The sequence below is a fragment of the Pseudomonas sp. NBRC 111123 genome (genome assembly GCF_001320205.1).
Taxonomy (GTDB): Bacteria; Pseudomonadota; Gammaproteobacteria; order Pseudomonadales; family Pseudomonadaceae; genus Aquipseudomonas; species Aquipseudomonas putida_J.
Genome location: NZ_BCAZ01000018.1, coordinates 1 through 16,882, shown reverse-complemented (window position 1 = coordinate 16,882; position 16,882 = coordinate 1). Strand labels below are relative to the sequence as shown.

Here is a 16,882-nt window from a genome sequence, read left to right as displayed (position 1 = left end):
AAAGACCGGGCATTGTCGTGCGCCCGCTATCCTCTGTCCGTGAAGGATCAGTGAAAAAACTGTCAAGTTCGCTGAATTTGCCCCGGGGCTGGCACAGTACCGGCTATGGCCTTAAGCTGCGCCTGCCGCGCACCTCAGCGAAGCGCCGCACAGGAGAACCCGATGCGTATTCTATTGGTTGAAGACAACCGCGATATTCTTGCCAACCTTGCCGATTACCTGGGCATGAAAGGCTACACCGTCGACTGTGCCCAGGACGGCCTTTCAGGCCTGCATCTGGCCGCCACCGAGCACTACGACCTGATCGTGCTCGACATCATGCTGCCCGGTATCGATGGCTATACCCTGTGCAAGCGCCTGCGCGAGGATGCCCGCCGAGACACCCCGGTGATCATGCTGACGGCCCGCGACCAGCTGGACGATCGTTTGCAGGGCTTCCGCTCCGGTGCCGACGATTACCTGCTCAAACCCTTTGCCCTGTCCGAGCTGGCCGCGCGCATCGAAGCGGTGCTGCGCCGGGCCCAGGGTGGCGGGCGTCGAACCTTGCAGGTCGCGGACTTGAGCTATGACCTCGATACGCTCGAAGTGACCCGCCAGGGCCGCCTGCTCAAACTCAACCCGGTCGGCCTCAAGCTGCTTGCCGTGTTGATGCAGAAGAGCCCGCACGTGCTGCGCCGCGAGGTGCTGGAAGAAGCCCTGTGGGGCGATGACTGCCCGGACAGCGACAGCCTGCGCAGCCATGTGCACCAACTGCGCCAGGTCATCGATAAACCGTTCGAAAAACCCCTGCTGCATACCGTCCATGGCGTCGGCTATCGCCTCGCCGAGGGCCGCGATGGAGTTTAAGCAAAGCCTTGCCCAGCGCATCATCATCGCCTTTGCCTTGATGAGCGCGCTGGTGGCCGGCGCCTTCGCCTTCGGTATCGTGGCCACCGTGCACCTGGTCGAGGAGCGCCTGATTTCATCGGTGCTCGGCGGCGACCTGCAGCGGTTGCTGCGCATGGACAGCGTCAGCGACTGGAGCCACCGGCCACGGCCTGACCAGCTGTTCTATTTCAGTGGCGGGCGCGATGATTTCGAGCTGCCCAAGGACCTGCGTCACCTCGATGCCGGCTTCCACGAGGTGTTTCGCGACCAGCTGTCCTACCACGCAATGGTCGAGATCGTTGATGGTCGCCGCTATGTATTGCTGCAGGACCAGAGTGATTTCGAAGAGCGCGAGCGCGTGCTGTTCGCCGTCGTGGTGGTGGGTTTCGTGCTCAGCCTGGTGCTGGCGGTGGTGCTTGGCTGGCTGCTGGCGCGCAGAGTGATGGCACCGGTCATCCGCCTGGCGCGACAGGTTCGCCATCGTGATCAGCTGCTTGGCCTGGCGCCGCCGCTGGCACCGGACTATGCGGCCGATGAAGTCGGCCAGCTGGCAGTGGCGTTCGACGATACCCTGGGCCGGCTACGCGATGCGCTGACCCGCGAGCGTTTATTCACCAGTGATGTCAGCCATGAGCTGCGCACGCCGCTGATGGTGCTGGCCACCTCGTGCGAATTGCTGATGGAAAACCCCAATCTGGATACGCGAGCGCGCAGCCAGGTGGAACGCATCGCCCGAGCCACGGAAGAGATGCGCGAGCTGGTCAAGACCTTCCTGATGCTCGCCCGTGCCCAGCGTGACCAGGGTGCTGTGGCATCCCAGGCAACCTTGCGCGAAGTCGCCGACGACCTGACCGGGGTTTGGCGCGATACCATCGAGCAGAAGGGCCTGGCGCTCCATTACGATGGCCAGGTCAGTGCAGGCCCATTGCTGTACAACGCCACGTTCCTGCAATCGGTGATGGGCAACTTGCTGCGCAATGCCGCCCATTACACCGATAGCGGTTACATTCGCCTGAGCCTGGAGCCCAACGGCTTTAGTGTCGAGGACAGTGGCGTGGGTATCCCGGAGGAGCAGCGCGAGGCGATGTTCCAGCCGTTCGTGCGCGGCGAGGAGCGGCGCGGCGAAGGCCTGGGTCTGGGCCTGTCGCTGGTGCAGCGTATCTGCGATGACCAAGGCTGGCGAGTGACGCTGACCTCGACGGCACCCCATGGCTGCCGTTTCCAGGTAGACCTGAGCCAAAGCGCGGAAAAGACCGATCCCACGCAGTAATAAGATGAAACATTCCTGCAGGTTGATGACACTATTTTCACATTGGCATGACCTGTTTCCAACGATTCGTTACCTAAGGTAAGCGCATTGGAAACAGGAGCCATGCGATGCGCAGTCCGATCAAACTCGAATTTTCCGAGAAGTACGACCAGCAACATGCCAAGGAGTACTTCCTCAAGCACCAGGACGGACTGGCTCGGCGCCTGTCCCACCAGCGTGACGAGCAGCTGGCCCGTCGTGCCTTGGCGCTGGCCGGAGAACCGGGCCTGGTTCTTGACCTGCCATGTGGCGCGGGCCGTTTCTGGCCGCTGCTGGCGGAAAAGCCTAACCGGGTGATCATCGGTGCCGACAATTCTGAGGCGATGATCCAGACGGCCTGTGCCGCACAACCGCCAGAGGTGGTGGCGCGGGTACGCCCTTTGCAAACATCGGCATTTGCGATTGACTTGCCGGACAACTCGGTCGACAGCATCTTCTGCATGCGGCTGTTTCACCACATTGGCGAGGCGGCTCACCGCAAGACCATTCTTGACGAATTTCAAAGAGTTAGCCGTGACAGTGTAATCCTGTCATTGTGGGTGGATGGTAACTTCAAGGCCTGGCGCCGCCAGAAGCTCGAGCAGAAGCGTAGTGCCAAGGCTGAGCAGGGCAGCTACCAGAACCGTTTCGTGTTACCGGCAGAAACGGTTGAGGCAGAATTCAAGGCCGCCGGCTTCAGAATCCAGGAACACCTCGACTTCCTGCCGTTCTATGCCATGTGGCGGGTATATGTATTGCGTAAGGGGTAGTGTTTGATGGCTGTAGCCCAAAATGGGGAGTCGCGGTTCGATTATTACTGGCGCCAGCAGGGCGAATGGGTCGAGGAACCCAACCAGCGGCGCGGTGGTGAGAGTGGTGTACAACGGCTGAACGATGGCAACGGCAAGGTGCTGTATGCCAAGCGTCAAGTCGGCCATATCTATCGCAGCCTGCTGCACCCGTTTGGCAGGCCGACCGTGTTGCGCGAACTCGATGCACTGAACAGCTTCGAGCAACTGGGTGTGCGCGTGCCGCGCATCGTGTTTTGTGGTGCCGAGCGTGATCCCGAGCACCAGTGGCGCGCGCTGCTGGTCAGCGAGGCGCTGGACGGTTTCGTCGAGCTCGACACGTGGCACGCCGAAGGTGCGCGCGAGCGCTATCCTCAAGTGGTGCATGAACGCATGCTCAAGGACCTGGCCGACAACCTGGCGCGCATGCACCTGGGTCATTGGCAGCATGGCTGCCTGTACGGCAAGCACGTCTTCATCAAGGTTATCGGCGAGGGTGAGCAGGCCCGCGTCGAGGTAGCACTCCTGGACCTGGAAAAGTGCCGACGACGCATCAGCTGTCAGCGAGCTGCGGGTAACGACCTGCGTCAGCTGCGCCGCCACTCGTCGCTAAATGACACGGAATGGCAAACGCTGCTCTATTTTTACCAGATGGCGTTTGGCAGCGCTGTCAAAGGGTTAGGGCAATGAAACTAGAAATCGCTCGAGCTTTGTTCCTGGTGGCTGGGTTGGCTGTGACCACGGCGGCGGTAGCTGCCTGGGAAGAGCCGCGGCCTGTGGTATTCAGCAAGGCAGACCAGTGCGCGGCGCCGCGCGTGGTCAAGGCACAGCAGAGCCCGTCCGAACCGGACCAGGACCTGCTGTTGTTCCTATTCGGAATGCGCCAGGGGCTGCGGCCGTTTGGCTGATACCGTTCGAGCAAGACAAAGGCCTCGCAATCGCGAGGCCTTTGTTTTTGATTTAGAAACATGCGCGGACTCTTGTAGGAGCGGTCATGCAGTTACCGGTTGCTGGGCAGCTGACTTGTGCGCCAGCAAGGTGTAGATGCAAGGCAGCACAAACAGGGTGAACAAGGTACCGATCGACATCCCGGTGGCGATCACCGTACCGATATCGAACCGGCTCACCGCGCCAGCGCCGGTGGCCAGGATCAGCGGTACCATGCCGAACACCATCGCTGCCGTGGTCATCAGCACCGGCCGCAAGCGAATGGCGGCAGCTTGCTCGATGGCTTCCCGAATGCTCAGGCCCTTTTCCTCACGCAACTGGTTGGCGAACTCGACGATCAGGATGCCGTGCTTGCTGATCAGGCCGATCAGCGTCACCAGCCCCACCTGGGTGTAAATGTTCATGCTGGAAATGCCCAGGAACAGCGGTAGCAGCGCCCCACAGATCGACAGCGGCACCGTCACCAGAATCACCAGCGGGTCGCGGAAACTCTCGAACTGCGCGGCCAGCACGAGGAAGATGATCGCCAGGGCGAGACCGAAGGTTACCCACAGGGCACTGCCTTCCTGCACGTACTGCCGCGCTGTCCCGGCATAGTCGAAGGAGAAACCCGCCGGTGCCTCTTCCCGGGCGATGTCGCGCACCGTTTGCAACGCCTCGCCGATACTGACCATCGGCACACCTTGGATGATCGCCGAGTTCAGTTGCTGGAACTGGTTGAGCTGACGGGGGCGGGCGCGGTCACTGAGGGTGATCAGTGTCGACAAGGGCAGCAGCTGCCCTTGCTCGTTCTTCACGTAGTAGTTGTTCAGCCAGCCGGCGTTGTCCCGATAAGGCCGCTCGACCTGGGCGATCACCTTGTAGCTGCGGCCTTCGAGGGTAAAACGGTTGATTTCCGCCTCGCCCAGCAGAGTGGCCAGGGTGCTCCCCAGCGTATCCATGGAGACACCCATTTGCGCCGCCTTGGCCCGGTCTATGTCGACCACCACCTCGGGTTTGTCGAACGCCAGGTCGATATCGAGGAAGGCGAACTTGCCCGATTGCTGGGCCCGTTGCTTGACCCGCTGGGCGACTTCCAGCAGGGCAGGGTAGTCACCGGCTGTATTGATCACGAACTGGAACGGCAGGCCCTCACCGGTACCCGGCAGCGACGGCAGGTTGAACCCGAAGATCTGCAGCCCGCCAATCTGCTCCAGCTTGGCCTGCACCAGCGGCAGCAACTCCATCTGTGTGCGGTTGCGTTCGTTCCAGGGCCTGAGCAGGAAACCGCCGATGCCGCTCTGCACGCCGTTGAAGCCGTTGATCTGGAACGACGAGTAGTACTCGGGGAAGGCCTTGAACAGCGGCGTGAACTGATCGGTGTAGGCGTTCAGGTAGTCGAGGTTGGCCGGTTGCGGCGAGCTGCTCATCATGAAGATCACGCCCTGGTCCTCGTTGGGCGCCAGCTCGTTCTGGGTGAACTTGAGCAGCACCGGGATCAGGCACAGGATGATCACGGCAAACACCAGCACTACCGGGCGGCTGTCGAGGGTCGCGTGCAGCAGGCGCTGGTAGCGCACCTTGAGGCCTTCGAACAGCACATCGAGACGATGGGCCAGGCCGCTGGTGTTCTGCTCCTGGCGTAACAGCAGGGCGCACATCATCGGCGACAAGGTCAGGGCGACGATGCCAGAGATGACCACCGCGCCGGCCAGGGTCAGGGCGAACTCCTTGAACAGCGCACCCGTGAGCCCGGTGAGGAAGCCGATGGGGGCATAGACCGCCGCCAGGGTGATGGTCATCGATACCACCGGCATGGCGATTTCCCGCGCGCCCTCCAGGGCAGCATCGAAGGGCGACTTGCCTTCCTCCATGTGCCGGTGAATGTTCTCCACCACCACGATGGCATCGTCCACCACCAGGCCGATGGCCAGCACCATCGCCAGCAGCGTCAGCAGGTTCAGCGAGTAGCCCATCATCTGCATGAAGAACAGCACGCCGATCATCGAAAGCGGAATGGTTACCACCGGGATCAGCACCGAGCGCAGGGCGCCGAGGAACAGGAACACCACCACGATGACGATCAGCACCGCTTCGCCGAGGGTCTTGATCACTTCGTCGATGGAGGCCTGGATGAACAGCGTGGCGTCGTAGGCGATCGATACCTTCAGCGCCGACGGCAGCTGGCTTTCAAGCTCCGGCATGATGCGCCGCACTTCCTTGATCACGTCCAGCGGGTTGGCTGCCGGGGTGGCCTTGATGCCGATGTAGACCGACGGCGTGCCATCGAACGAACTGACCGTGTCGTAGTTCTCCGCGCCCATCTCCACACGCGCCACGTCGCCCAGCAGTACCCGGCTGTCACCGGACACCTTGAGCGGCAGCGCGGCAAAGGCTTCGGCCGATTTCAGCTCGGTACTGGCATTGATGCTGGTGACCACGTATTCGCCCTTCACCTCACCGGCTGCGGAGAGGAAGTTGTAGCGGCGCACGGCATTGGTCACGTCGGTTGCCGACAGGCCGAAACCCGCCAGCTTCACCGGGTCGATCCAGATGCGCATGGCGAACACCTGGTTGCCGAGGATTTGTGCCTCGGCCATGCCCGGCAGGGTCGCAAGCTTGGGCTGGATCACCCGTGACAGGTAGTCGGTGATCTGCGGGTTGCTCATCTCCTTGCTGTAGAAGCTGATATACATCAGCGCCGAGGCGTCGGCGGCTTCCTTGCTAAGCACCGGGTCTTCGGCGTTCTGCGGCAGCTGGTTGCGCACCTCGTTGGCCTTGGCCAGCAGTTCGGTAAACAGGCGGTCGCTGTCGGCGCCAATGCGTGCGTAGATGGAAATCACCGAGAAGTTCTGCCGGCTGACCGAGGTCATGTAGTCGATGCCTTCGGCGCTGGCCAGGCTCTGCTGCAGTGGCTGGGTGATATAACCCTGGATCGTCTCGGCGTTGGCCCCGGGGTAGGCGGTGGTCACCGTGATCAGGGCGTTTTCCATTTTCGGGTACTGGCGGATCTGCAGTTTGTTCCAGGCCTGGAAGCCAAGCAGCAGGATCAGCAGGCTGACCACGCTGGCCAGTACCGGGCGGCGAATGAACGGGTCGGTGAACGCCATGCCTGCCTCCTGCTCAGTCGGTGCGCGGGGCGCCCTGTTCGGGCTTGAGCGCGCTGTCCTGGCCAATGCGGATGGCCGCGCCTGGGGTCAGCTTGAGCTGCCCGGCAGTGACCACCTGTTCGCCGGCCTTGAGGCCCTTGCTGACCACCACCACGCCATCGCGGCGCTCGCCGGTCTGCACCGATCGCTGTTCGGCGCTGAGCTGTGGCTGGCCCTGGTCGTCGTTCTCCGGGTTGCCGTCCTTGTCCTTCTTTGGCGTGGCGACGTACACAGAGTTGCCGTACAGGGTGTAGGTGATGGCGCTTTCCGGGACGACCACCTGGGGCTGTGGGTCGGGTAGCAGGATCAGCAGGTTGGCGAACATGCCGGGCAGCAGCCTGCCGTCCGGGTTGGCCAGGGACGCGCGCACCAGCAGGTTACGGGTGTTTTCATCGACCTTGGGGTTGATCGCGCTGAGGCTGGCCGGGAACGTCTGGCCCGGGTAGGCCGCCACCTGCACCAGCACCTGCTGGCCCAGGCTCAGGTGCGGCAACGCCTGCTCCGGTACGTTGAAGTCGACGTACAGGCTGGACAGGTCTTGCAGGGTAGCAATCACCGTACCGGCGGCCAGGTACTGGCCGATGTCCACCTGGCGAATGCCGATGGTGCCACTGAACGGCGCGTTGATGCCCTTCTTGATCTTCTGCGCCTTGAGTTGCTCGACCACCGCCTGGTTACGCCGGTACTGGGACGCCAGGCGATCGAACTCGCCGCGGGAGATAGCGGCATCACCGACCAGCTGGCTGCCGCGGCCGAAGTCTACCTTGGCCAGCCCCAGGTCGGCCTGGGCGGTGCCGAGCAAGGCGGTTTCCTGGTCGTCATTGAGCTGCAGCAGCGGTTGCCCGGCCTTGACCTTCTGCCCGGAGTCGAAGTACAGGGCCTTGACGATGCCTTCCACTTCCAGGCTCAGCTCTACGCCCTGCAAGGCCTTCAGGCTGCCTACGGCAGGCAGGCGCTGCTGCCACAGGCGCTGTTCGGCCGGGGATGCGGCAACGGTGATGGGCGGTCGGGGCGCGGAGAACATCTGGATCTGTTGGTAGATCGAGAAGCCTTTGTAGCCCCCCAGGGCCAGCACGATCAGCAGAACGACGGCCAACATGATGAGCATGCGGCGGCGTAGCATAGGTCCGGTTCCTTGGATGTGTGGTTGTTATGCGTTTTGACACGACAACGGGCGATCCTGCCCACGTGCGTATGAGGGAAGTATTGCAGAAGGGGGAGGGGATTGCCTGTGCCGGCCTCTTCGCGGGTAAACCCGCTCCTGCAGGTTCGGTGTATTCCCTGGGAATGTGAGTTCCCTGTAGGAGCGGCTTTAGCCGCGAAGAGGCCCGTGCAGGCAGCAGAAGATTCAGACCAGGTGCAGGTGGTTGTCCCAGAAGCCGGAAGGCAGGTCCATCGGCTGCCCGACCAGTTCAGCCTTGCGGCAGTTGTAGAAGCGACAACGGCCCTGACCGGAAGTCACGACGAACCCATCCTTGACCGCGCCGACTCCGGCGCAATCGGGCATCGGTGCATCGAGCTTCACCGCACCGCTGTCCAGGTCCCAGACGAACAGGCGGTTGGCCCGCGGCGCCGTCAGGGCCACCAGGCGCAGGTCGCTGTGGATGGCGACGCTCGCGGTGTACTGTGCCATCGACTGCAGCTGGCGCTCAGGCACCGGGAAGGCCTTGAACGGCTCGCCCGGGCGCTTGATCGCCAGCAGCTCGGCGGTCTCGTCGGCAGCGCCCATGAACTGCTGGCAGGCAGCGATGGTGCCATCGTCGCCCACCGCCAGGTGGCGCACACTGTTCATCTGCTGGGCCAGGGTTTCCTTGCTCAGCAGTGTGCCGTCGCGCTGCATCAGCACCAGGCTCGGTTCCATGGCATCGAGGTTCATCTCGACCCGGCTCTCGGCCTCGGTGCGGATGCCACCGTTGGCCACGATCAGGGTTTCGCCATCCGGCAGCCAGGCCACTTCATGGGGGCCGATGCCGTGGGTCGGGATCTCGCCGCTGTGCACCAGGCGCTCACCCTCGAAGCGGTACACGCCGAGCACGCCACGCCCAGGGTCGCGCGTGTCGTTCTCGGTGGCATACAGCCATTCGCCACCCTTGTGAATCACCGCATGGCCATAGAAGTGCCGGTTCGGTTGCGAGGTGACGGTCTGCAGCAGGCGCCCGTCGCGCAGGTCGACCAGGTAGCTTTCGGTACCGGGGCGGCGGGCGACGAACAGGGCGATCGGCAGCTCGGGGTGGTTGATGATGGCATGGCAACGTTGGGCGACCTGGGTGCTGAACACCTGGGTGCCGTCCAGGCGGAACCCGACCGCATAGTGCTTGCCGTCGCCATCGTCACGCGCCGACAGCAGCAAAGGTTCGCTGCCTTTGCTGCGGAACAGGCTCCAGCCGCCCAGGGTCAGGGCGCTGAGCAATACGCTACCGAGTTTGAGGGCCTGGCGTCGCAGCATGATCAGTCACCGTCGTTGGCATTGAAGCCCAGCTGGATGTTCAGCGCCTTGGCCAGGTCACCTTCGTGCAGGCGGTGGACGGCGTTGAGGGCATCGTAGATCTGGTTGAGGGTCTGCTGCCCGGCGTCGTCGGCCAGCAGCTCGCCGAGGGTCTTCTGGTTGTCGGCCAGCAATTTGAGCGCCGTAGCGTAGGCGTCGTCGATCTTCTGCGCCAGGGCTTTCTGATCGCCGGGCAGCAGGCCGCGCAGGCCCTGGTTGTCGACCCCGACCCACACCGTCTGGGCGGCCTTGAGGGTGGCTTCCAGGCTCTTGAGCGAGGAGTGGCTGCGCCAGGCTTCGGCTTGCAGCGGCTGTGGGATGCCCTTGCTCTGGCGGCCCATTGGCGCACCCAGCTTCTTCTTCAGGGTATCCAGGGCGGTGACCTGGGAGCGCAGCAGGTCGGCGATCGCCTCGTGGGAATCGGCGTAGCGCTGGTTGGGGAACTTGGTCATCTGCGACAGCATGCCGTCGGTGCTGTTCCAGCTCTTGAGGATGTCCTCGGCCAGGACCTTCTGGTGCTCGCCGATGGCGACCAGCAGCGGGCAGTAGCGGGCTTTCTGCTCGGCGGTGGCAACGTCCGGCTTGCTGTCGAAGAGGATGTACTCGTAGGCCGACAGGCCGCGAACCACGACGCTCGCCTTGCCCAGGGCGGCGGCATCGACCGGCTTGTCGCCGTTGACCAGTTGCTCGACCTGGCGGCCGACCAGGTTCTTCTTGTCGGGCCAGAACTGCACCTGCCAGGCGCGGTTGCCTTCGGCCAGCGGGCCGACCAGCAGCGGCTGCAGTTCCGCCCAGGCTTTTTGCGCATTGAGGAAGTCGGCGCGTGCGGTGTCCAGGCTTTCCTTGCCTTCACAGTAGGCCAGGGCGCTGACGGCCAGCTGGCGGTCGGCTTCGACCCAGCGGCTGTAGGTCGGCAGGATCACCTGTTTGGCGATGGCGGCGGAAGTCACTGCCTGCGGGTCCTGCGGCGAGCAGGCACCCAGGGCGAGTGCGGCGAGGCTGGTGAACAACAGTTTGGGTCGGAACATGCCCGGCTCCTTGCGCGTTTTAAAGTGAGTTCAGGAAGGCCAGCAACGCGGCGCGCTGCTCGGCATTGAAGGTCAAAACATGGTCGCGTGCCGGCTGGGCTTCGCCGCCATGCCAGAGCACGGCTTCGAGCAGGTTGCGGGCGCGGCCGTCGTGCAGATATTGGGTGTGGCCACTGACCGCTTCGGTCAGGCCGATGCCCCACAACGGCGGGGTACGCCAGTCCTGGCCGTTGGCGGCGAATTCGGTGCGCTCGTCGGCCAGGCCCGGGCCCATGTCGTGCAGCAGCAGGTCGCTGTAGGGGCGGATCACCTGGTTGGCCAGTTCCGCTTCGGCGGCGTTGGCGGCGGTGGTGAACTGCGGCACATGGCAGGCCTGGCATCCGGCCTGGAAGAACAGGTTCTTGCCGGCCAGCACCTGCGGTGCGTTGACGTCACGACGGGCAGGCACGCCGAGGTTGCGGGTGTAGAAGGTGACCAGGCGCAGGATGTTGTCGCTGACTTCCTTCTCGTCGCCTTCACCGTCGCCATTGGGCGCGGCCAGGCAATCGACCTGGGCCGGGGTGCAGTCGTCCTTTGGTTGCAAGGTGCTGGTCAGGCCCATGTCACCGTTGAAGGCGTGCACGTTCTGCTGATTGACGTTGGGCTGCCCGGCCTTCCAGCCGAAGCGGCCAATCACGGTCTTGCCCTGTGCGTCGTCCCAGACCCGGTTGGCGCGGCCGCGGATCCCGTCGTGGTTGCGGTCGTCCGGGTCTTCGTTGGCCAGGATGGCGTCCTCGGGGATGGCTTCGAGCAGGCCGAGGCCGATCATTGGCGGGGCCACCCGTGCCGAGAAGCGCGTGTCGGGGTGCATCGGGCCGTAGCCAAGCTGGGTGATCTGCAGGGTCGGGCGGCGCAGTTCGACCGAGTGGCCGTCCTTGAAGCTGACGGTCTGGGTGGTGTAGCTCACCCGCACCTTGCCTTCCGGCGCCACGCCGGGGATGGCCATGTCTTGCAACTGGGTGCCGTAGACGGGTTCGGGGACCACGCCCAGGCGCTCGATCTCCTTGGCCAGGTAAGGCTGGTCGGGGATCGACAGGCGTACCAGCATGCCCACGGCATTGCTGTCGCCGGGCTCCGGCGGGTGCCCACGGCCGTCACGCACGTGGCAGTTCTGGCAGGCCGTGGTGTTGAACAGCGGGCCCAGGCCGTCGCGCGCGGTGGTGGTGGACGGGGCGATTACCCAAGGGCTGCGGAAGAAGCTGTTACCCACGGCGAAGTCCAGACGGCGCTCGGCCGAAAGGTTGGCCGAGGGCAGGGAAAACGCCTTGCGGTCGTCGCGCTGAACCGTTGCCTGGCCACCAGACAGCGCTTCGCCGGGCTCGGCCTGGGTGAAGCGCGGGGCGTCGTCACAGGCGGCAAGGGCGAGGGCTAGCAGCAGAGGGGAGAGTCGGGACAGCGACGAGGACATGCAAAATCCTGGGCGTGGACGAAAAACCGGCGTGCAAGCTTAGCAGGACGGCGTTGTTTGAATAAGAGCAATTTGCAATTACCCGGGTGAAAAGGATGTGAAATGCCAGCATTTTCATGAACCTGTATCGGCCTCTTCGCGGGCAAGCCCGCTCCGCGGGGACCCCACAGTCATCAGGTACAGCGCAGTTCCTGTAGGAGCGGCTTTAGCCGCGAAGAGGCCGGCACAAAAAAAGGCGGCCCGAAGGCCGCCTCTTGGTGAACCGCAACTGCTGATCAGAATTCGTGATCGGCGGTGTCCGGGTTCAGGTTGGCAATACCCAGCTTGCCTGCAGCCTGCTCGATCGAACCGGTCTGCTTGACCAGCGAGGCGATGGCATCGCGCACGATCTGGTTGCCGGCAGCGTTGTCGGCGGCGATCAGCTGGTCGTAGTGCTCGCCCTTCAGCGCGTGGTCGACCATTACCTGGATCTTCGCTTCGGTGGCTTCGAGGTCGGCCTTGAGGGTAGCGTCGGCTGCCGGGTCGGCCTTGGCCACCAGCGAGGACAGGCTCGGGCCGGTCATCTTGGTACCGTCGGTGCGGGTGTACTCGCCCAGGTAGACGTTGCGGATGCCCTTGGCGTCGTAGAAGTGTGAGTAGTGGGTGTTGTCGCTGAAGCAGTCCTGCTCGTCTTCCGGCGAGTTGGCTTCCAGCGAAACCTTCATGCGCTCACCGGCCAGTTCGCCCAGCGACAGGCTGCCCATGCCGAACAGCATCTTGCGCAGGCCATCGGCCACAGGCTCTGCTTCAAGCGTGGCGCGGTAGTTGTCGGCGACGTTCGGCGCCCAGTTGCCGACCATCTCTTCGAGGTCCTTGACCAGCAGCTCGGTGACCGCCTTCAGGTAGGCACGACGACGGTCGTTGTGGCCGCCAGTGGCGCCTTTGCCTTCCAGGTAGTCGGACGCCGGGCGGGCACCGGCGCCTGGGCCGGTGCCGTTGAGGTCCTGGCCCCAGAGCAGGAATTCGATGGCGTGGTAGCCGGTGGCGACGTTGGCTTCGGAACCTGCCAGTTCGTTCAGGCTGGCCAGCTTCTCAGGGGTGATGTCCTTGACGTCGACCTTCTCTTCGCCGACCTGGATCTCGGTGTTGGCGATGATGTTGGCGCTGGCCGCCGGGTTGCCCAGGGCATGCTCGTAGCTCTTGTCGACGTAGTCGATCAGGCCTTCGTCCAGCGGCCAGGCATTCACCTGGCCTTCCCAGTCGTCGATGATGGTGTTGCCGAAGCGGAACGCCTCGCTCTGCAGGTACGGAACGCGCGCGGCGGCCCAGGCCTCTTTGGCGGCCTTCAGGGTTTCGTCGTTGGGCTTGGCGAGGAACGCGTCGACGGCGGTCTGCAGGGTCTTGGCGGTGCTCAGCGAGTCGCTGTACACGGCGTAGACCATTTCAGCGTAATGCTTGACCACAGCTTTGCCGGCCGCTTCGTCGAAAGCCCCGGGCGCCGCAGCGGTGGTGCTGGCAGCAGCAGGTGCCTGAGCTTGCGGAGCGGCGGCCTTTTCATCCTTGTCTTCGCCGCAGCCGGCGAGAGCGATGGCGATGGCCAGCAGACTGGCGGAGGCCAGAGGCATTCGAATCATTGTGGGTTTCCTGCGTCGTGTGGTTGGACCATGGGGTTGGGCCGTGCGCCGTGGCACGCGAAACGGCAACATCATGCGAAAGATTTGCATTTGCTGTAAAGGGGCGGGCGCGCAATTCATGTAAATGCGCGTCACGGCCTGTAATCGCAGGGGCAGGCGTTACAGCGCGGAGACCTGATTGCGCTGCGCCTGTTTGAGGAAACTGGTCAGCTCGCGCGCCGACAGCGGCTTGCTGTAGTGGTAGCCCTGACCCTCATGGCAACCCTGGGCAATGATGTAGGTTTCCTGCTCGGCGGTTTCCACGCCTTCGGCGATGACCTGCATCCCCAAGCTCTTGCCCAGCTGAATGATGGCGCGAACGATGGTGGCGTCGTCATCGTCGTCGAGCAGGTCCTGGACGAAGCTCTTGTCGATCTTGATCTTGTCCAGCGGCAGCGACTTCAGGTAGCTGAGCGACGAGTAACCGGTGCCGAAGTCGTCGATGGCAATCATCGCTCCGGAGCGGCGCAGGCTCAGCAGGTGCTGGGCAGCGGTGCTGATGTCTTCCATCAGGCCGGTCTCGGTCACTTCCAGCTCCAGGCTGCGCGGTGGCAGGCGGTAGGCCTGCAGCAGGTTGTTGACCACCCGTGGCAGCTCGTTGTGGTGCAGCTGCACGGTGGACAGGTTGACCGCCATGCGCAGTTCGCTGAAGCCCATGTCGTGCCATTCGCGCAGTTGCCGGCAGGCCTGGTCAAGTACCCATTCGCCAATGCTGATGATGCTGCCGTTCTGCTCAGCAAGCGGGATGAACTGGTCGGGCGGGACCATGCCCAGCTGCGGGTGCTGCCAGCGCAGCAGGGCCTCGACGCCGACCACGCGGTGGTCGCGGTAGCTGATCTGCGGCTGGTAGACCAGGTACAGCTGGTTGCGCGGCAGGGCTTCGCGCAGGTCCTTTTCCAGCTCGCGGCGGCGGCGCATTTCGCTGTCGACGCTGGCGATATAGAACTGGTAGCGGTTGCGCGAGCGGGCCTTGGCCAGGGTCATGGTCTGCTCGGCTTTTTGCAGCAGCTTCTCGGTGCTGTCACCGTCCTCGGGGAACAGGGTAATGCCGATGGTGGCACGCAGGCGAATCTGCTGGTGGTCGAGGCCGAATGGCAGCTCCAGGTCGTCAAGGATGCTCTGGGCCAGCTCCGCGGCCTCATAGGGCTGCTCGATATTGGCCTGGACCAGGGCGAACTGGTCGCCACCCAGGCGCGCCAAGGCACCCAGGCGGCCACTGTGGGCGCGCAGGCGGTCGGCCAGGGCCAGCAGCAGCTGGTCGCCGGTCTGGTAGCTGAACTGCTCGTTGATGCCCTTGAAGTCGTCCAGGCCTACGCACAGCACGGCCACGCGATGCTGCAGGCGGCCGGCGTCGGCGAGAATCTTGTCGAGCTGCTCCTGCAGTTGCTGGCGGTTGGGCAAGCCGGTGAGGAAGTCGTATTGGGCCATGCGCTGCAGGCTGTTCTCGGCTTCGTGGCGCAGGTGGGTATTGCGCTCGATCGAGGCCAGCAGCTGGTTGGCGGTGTTGACCCAGATGCCCAGCTCGTTTTTCTCGTGGCCCTTGAGCAGCGGGATCTGGTGCTGGCTGGGGCGATCAGGGTTGATCTGGGTAAGGTGTTCGATGATCTTCGACAGCGGCTTGGTCAGCAACCAGTGGTAGACCAGGTACAGCACCAGGCCCATGGCCAGGGCGCGCAGCACCCCGGAAATGAAGATGATCACCGCATTGACCAGGAAGTCTTCGCCATAGGACGAGGTATCGAGGGTGATGCTCAGGTCGCCGTAATACTCACTGTACGGGCCGCGGCCGACCAGTTGGGTGGTGTAGGTGCGTTCCCGGCCGAGGATCAGGTCGGTCAGCCAGCGCATCGACATGTCCTGCAGCGGGCGGGACTTTTCTGCCAGCATGGTTTCGTTGGGGTGGCCGATCGAGGCCATGCGCACCGATTCGTCCTGGAACAGGCCTTCCATGACCTGCATGCCCATTTCCCGGTCGAGGCTGTACACCGCCTGGGTGGAGGGGTCACGGAACATGTCGAGAATGCGTTGGGCGTCGTTGTTGACGGCCTGGCGGGTCTTGTAGGTGTCGTAGACGATTTGCGCGCAACTGAGGACGACGCCGACCGCCAGCGCCGAAAGGAGCACGACCCTGAGCAACTTGACCGATAAGCTGTTCCGCAATTCCAGCTTCAATGGGGTTTCCTTAATCCATGCGCATGGCATCATTTTGCCATTAACGTTGGCAATACACTATCGGCCGACCTTGGGTAGTGTATCGGTTGCCCGACCCTGCAACTTGAGCGCGCGCCATCAAACTTCCAGACGTTTGATGTTAGCGCGCTATGCGCGCTGATCAAGACCCTGCGGGAAAACTGTCAGGCACAAAAAAGCCCGGCACAGGGCCGGGCTTTTCGTTCAGGGCTGAGTGACTCAGGCCTTGAAGGTGTTGCCTTCGAACTGCTCGGCAACGAACTTCCAGTTCACCAGGTTCCAGAACGCCTCGACGTACTTCGGACGCAGGTTGCGGTAGTCGATGTAGTAGGCGTGTTCCCAGACGTCGCAGGTCAGCAGCGGGGTGTCGCCGCTGGTCAGCGGGCAGCCGGCGCCGATGGTGCTGGCCAGAGCCAGGGAACCGTCAGCTTTCTTCACCAGCCAGCCCCAGCCGGAACCGAAGGTGCCAACCGAAGTCTTGGTGAACTCTTCCTTGAACTTGTCGAAGGAACCGAAAGCGGCGTTGATGGCGTCAGCCAGGGCACCGGTCGGCTGGCCACCGGCGTTTGGTGCCAGGCAGTTCCAGTAGAAGGTGTGGTTCCAGACTTGAGCGGCGTTGTTGAAGATGCCGCCCGAAGAGCTCTTGACGATCTCTTCCAGGGTCTTGCCTTCGAATTCGGTGCCTGGGACCAGGTTGTTCAGGTTCACGACATAGGTGTTGTGGTGCTTGTCGTGGTGAAACTCCAGGGTTTCCTTGGAGATGTGCGGCTGCAGGGCATCGTGGGCGTACGGCAGCGGCGGCAATTCAAAAGCCATGGTGGATCTCCTGATTCAGGTCTGTTTGCGGTTTGCGCAAGGCCGATCACGGGCGGCCCGATGTACGTCGGCGAGTTTGTACTCTTTGCGACGCAAGGGCTGGATCATAGCACCGGGCCCGACGCATAACCACGCAACAAAGATAGGGAATAGAGGTTCCAGAGCGGTTGGCGGCCGCCGACCGGCGGTGTTTGTCTGGGGGCCTGCCTTGATGCTTGTGTTGCCTTTGAGATCGAGCGCCGCCC

The 16,882-nt window shown here is 63.3% G+C and carries 13 protein-coding genes; 5 read left to right on the top strand and 8 right to left on the bottom strand.

Going from position 1 to position 16,882, the window contains the following annotated elements; genetic code table 11:
• Positions 1 to 162 precede the first annotated feature (162 nt).
• The 5 genes from colR (at position 163) to APH27_RS11525 (ending at position 3,851) form a co-directional block, all read left to right on the top strand.
• Positions 163 to 846 carry a two-component system response regulator ColR gene (colR, locus tag APH27_RS11545; RefSeq protein WP_003255215.1) on the top strand — a complete coding sequence of 228 codons (684 nt, stop codon included), beginning with the start codon at positions 163 to 165 and terminating at the stop codon, positions 844 to 846.
• Entirely contained in the window at positions 836 to 2,137 is a 1,302-nt protein-coding gene (locus APH27_RS11540) for a HAMP domain-containing sensor histidine kinase (RefSeq protein ID WP_027917971.1), read from the top strand. Before colR ends, APH27_RS11540 begins: the two co-directional genes overlap by 11 nt.
• A gap of 107 nt (positions 2,138 to 2,244) precedes the next feature.
• The gene (locus tag APH27_RS11535; RefSeq protein WP_027917970.1) at positions 2,245 to 2,925 is read left to right on the top strand and encodes a class I SAM-dependent methyltransferase; all 681 of its coding nucleotides are present in this window, start codon (positions 2,245 to 2,247) and stop codon (positions 2,923 to 2,925) included.
• A 6-nt stretch (positions 2,926 to 2,931) separates the two neighbouring features.
• Positions 2,932 to 3,633 (top strand): lipopolysaccharide kinase InaA family protein, encoded by a 702-nt coding sequence (locus APH27_RS11530; protein WP_027917969.1) that lies wholly within the window; start codon positions 2,932 to 2,934, stop codon positions 3,631 to 3,633.
• Positions 3,630 to 3,851 (top strand): hypothetical protein, encoded by a 222-nt coding sequence (locus APH27_RS11525; RefSeq protein WP_027917968.1) that lies wholly within the window; start codon positions 3,630 to 3,632, stop codon positions 3,849 to 3,851. The genes APH27_RS11530 and APH27_RS11525 overlap by 4 nt, the downstream gene beginning before the upstream one ends.
• Before the next feature lie 84 nt (positions 3,852 to 3,935).
• On the opposite strand, the gene APH27_RS11520 is transcribed toward APH27_RS11525, so the two are convergent.
• The 8 genes from APH27_RS11520 to APH27_RS11485 form a co-directional block, all read right to left on the bottom strand.
• On the bottom strand, positions 3,936 to 6,980 hold the full coding sequence (locus tag APH27_RS11520; RefSeq protein ID WP_060484864.1) for a multidrug efflux RND transporter permease subunit: 3,045 nt from the start codon (positions 6,978 to 6,980) through the stop codon (positions 3,936 to 3,938).
• Positions 6,981 to 6,993: 13 nt separating this feature from the next.
• Complete coding sequence (locus APH27_RS11515; protein ID WP_060484863.1) at positions 6,994 to 8,142, bottom strand: efflux RND transporter periplasmic adaptor subunit; 1,149 nt, start codon at positions 8,140 to 8,142, stop codon at positions 6,994 to 6,996.
• Positions 8,143 to 8,367: 225 nt separating this feature from the next.
• Positions 8,368 to 9,465, bottom strand: a complete 1,098-nt coding sequence (locus APH27_RS11510; RefSeq protein WP_027917965.1) for a DUF1513 domain-containing protein — start codon at positions 9,463 to 9,465, stop codon at positions 8,368 to 8,370.
• Between the two features lie 2 nt (positions 9,466 to 9,467).
• Positions 9,468 to 10,532, bottom strand: coding sequence for an imelysin family protein (locus tag APH27_RS11505; RefSeq protein ID WP_060484862.1), 1,065 nt, complete (start codon positions 10,530 to 10,532; stop codon positions 9,468 to 9,470).
• Between the two features lie 19 nt (positions 10,533 to 10,551).
• Positions 10,552 to 11,979, bottom strand: a complete 1,428-nt coding sequence (locus APH27_RS11500) for a di-heme oxidoredictase family protein (RefSeq protein ID WP_027917963.1) — start codon at positions 11,977 to 11,979, stop codon at positions 10,552 to 10,554.
• A gap of 275 nt (positions 11,980 to 12,254) precedes the next feature.
• The gene (locus tag APH27_RS11495) at positions 12,255 to 13,592 is read right to left on the bottom strand and encodes an imelysin family protein (protein WP_060484861.1); all 1,338 of its coding nucleotides are present in this window, start codon (positions 13,590 to 13,592) and stop codon (positions 12,255 to 12,257) included.
• A gap of 159 nt (positions 13,593 to 13,751) precedes the next feature.
• On the bottom strand, positions 13,752 to 15,803 hold the full coding sequence (locus APH27_RS11490) for a bifunctional diguanylate cyclase/phosphodiesterase (protein WP_027917961.1): 2,052 nt from the start codon (positions 15,801 to 15,803) through the stop codon (positions 13,752 to 13,754).
• 237 nt (positions 15,804 to 16,040) lie between these two features.
• Positions 16,041 to 16,637: a superoxide dismutase gene (locus tag APH27_RS11485; protein WP_027917960.1), complete on the bottom strand. Its 597-nt coding sequence runs from the start codon at positions 16,635 to 16,637 to the stop codon at positions 16,041 to 16,043.
• Positions 16,638 to 16,882: the final 245 nt, after the last annotated feature.

Coding starts and splice junctions, on each gene's coding strand:
- APH27_RS11540 (WP_027917971.1), top strand. CDS start 836: ATGGAGTTTAAGCAAAGCCTTGCCCAGCGCATCATCATCGCCTTTGCC.
- APH27_RS11515 (WP_060484863.1), bottom strand. CDS start 8,142: ATGCTACGCCGCCGCATGCTCATCATGTTGGCCGTCGTTCTGCTGATC.
- APH27_RS11520 (WP_060484864.1), bottom strand. CDS start 6,980: ATGGCGTTCACCGACCCGTTCATTCGCCGCCCGGTACTGGCCAGCGTG.
- APH27_RS11505 (WP_060484862.1), bottom strand. CDS start 10,532: ATGTTCCGACCCAAACTGTTGTTCACCAGCCTCGCCGCACTCGCCCTG.
- APH27_RS11495 (WP_060484861.1), bottom strand. CDS start 13,592: ATGATTCGAATGCCTCTGGCCTCCGCCAGTCTGCTGGCCATCGCCATC.
- colR (WP_003255215.1), top strand. CDS start 163: ATGCGTATTCTATTGGTTGAAGACAACCGCGATATTCTTGCCAACCTT.
- APH27_RS11485 (WP_027917960.1), bottom strand. CDS start 16,637: ATGGCTTTTGAATTGCCGCCGCTGCCGTACGCCCACGATGCCCTGCAG.
- APH27_RS11535 (WP_027917970.1), top strand. CDS start 2,245: ATGCGCAGTCCGATCAAACTCGAATTTTCCGAGAAGTACGACCAGCAA.
- APH27_RS11525 (WP_027917968.1), top strand. CDS start 3,630: ATGAAACTAGAAATCGCTCGAGCTTTGTTCCTGGTGGCTGGGTTGGCT.
- APH27_RS11530 (WP_027917969.1), top strand. CDS start 2,932: ATGGCTGTAGCCCAAAATGGGGAGTCGCGGTTCGATTATTACTGGCGC.
- APH27_RS11510 (WP_027917965.1), bottom strand. CDS start 9,465: ATGCTGCGACGCCAGGCCCTCAAACTCGGTAGCGTATTGCTCAGCGCC.
- APH27_RS11500 (WP_027917963.1), bottom strand. CDS start 11,979: ATGTCCTCGTCGCTGTCCCGACTCTCCCCTCTGCTGCTAGCCCTCGCC.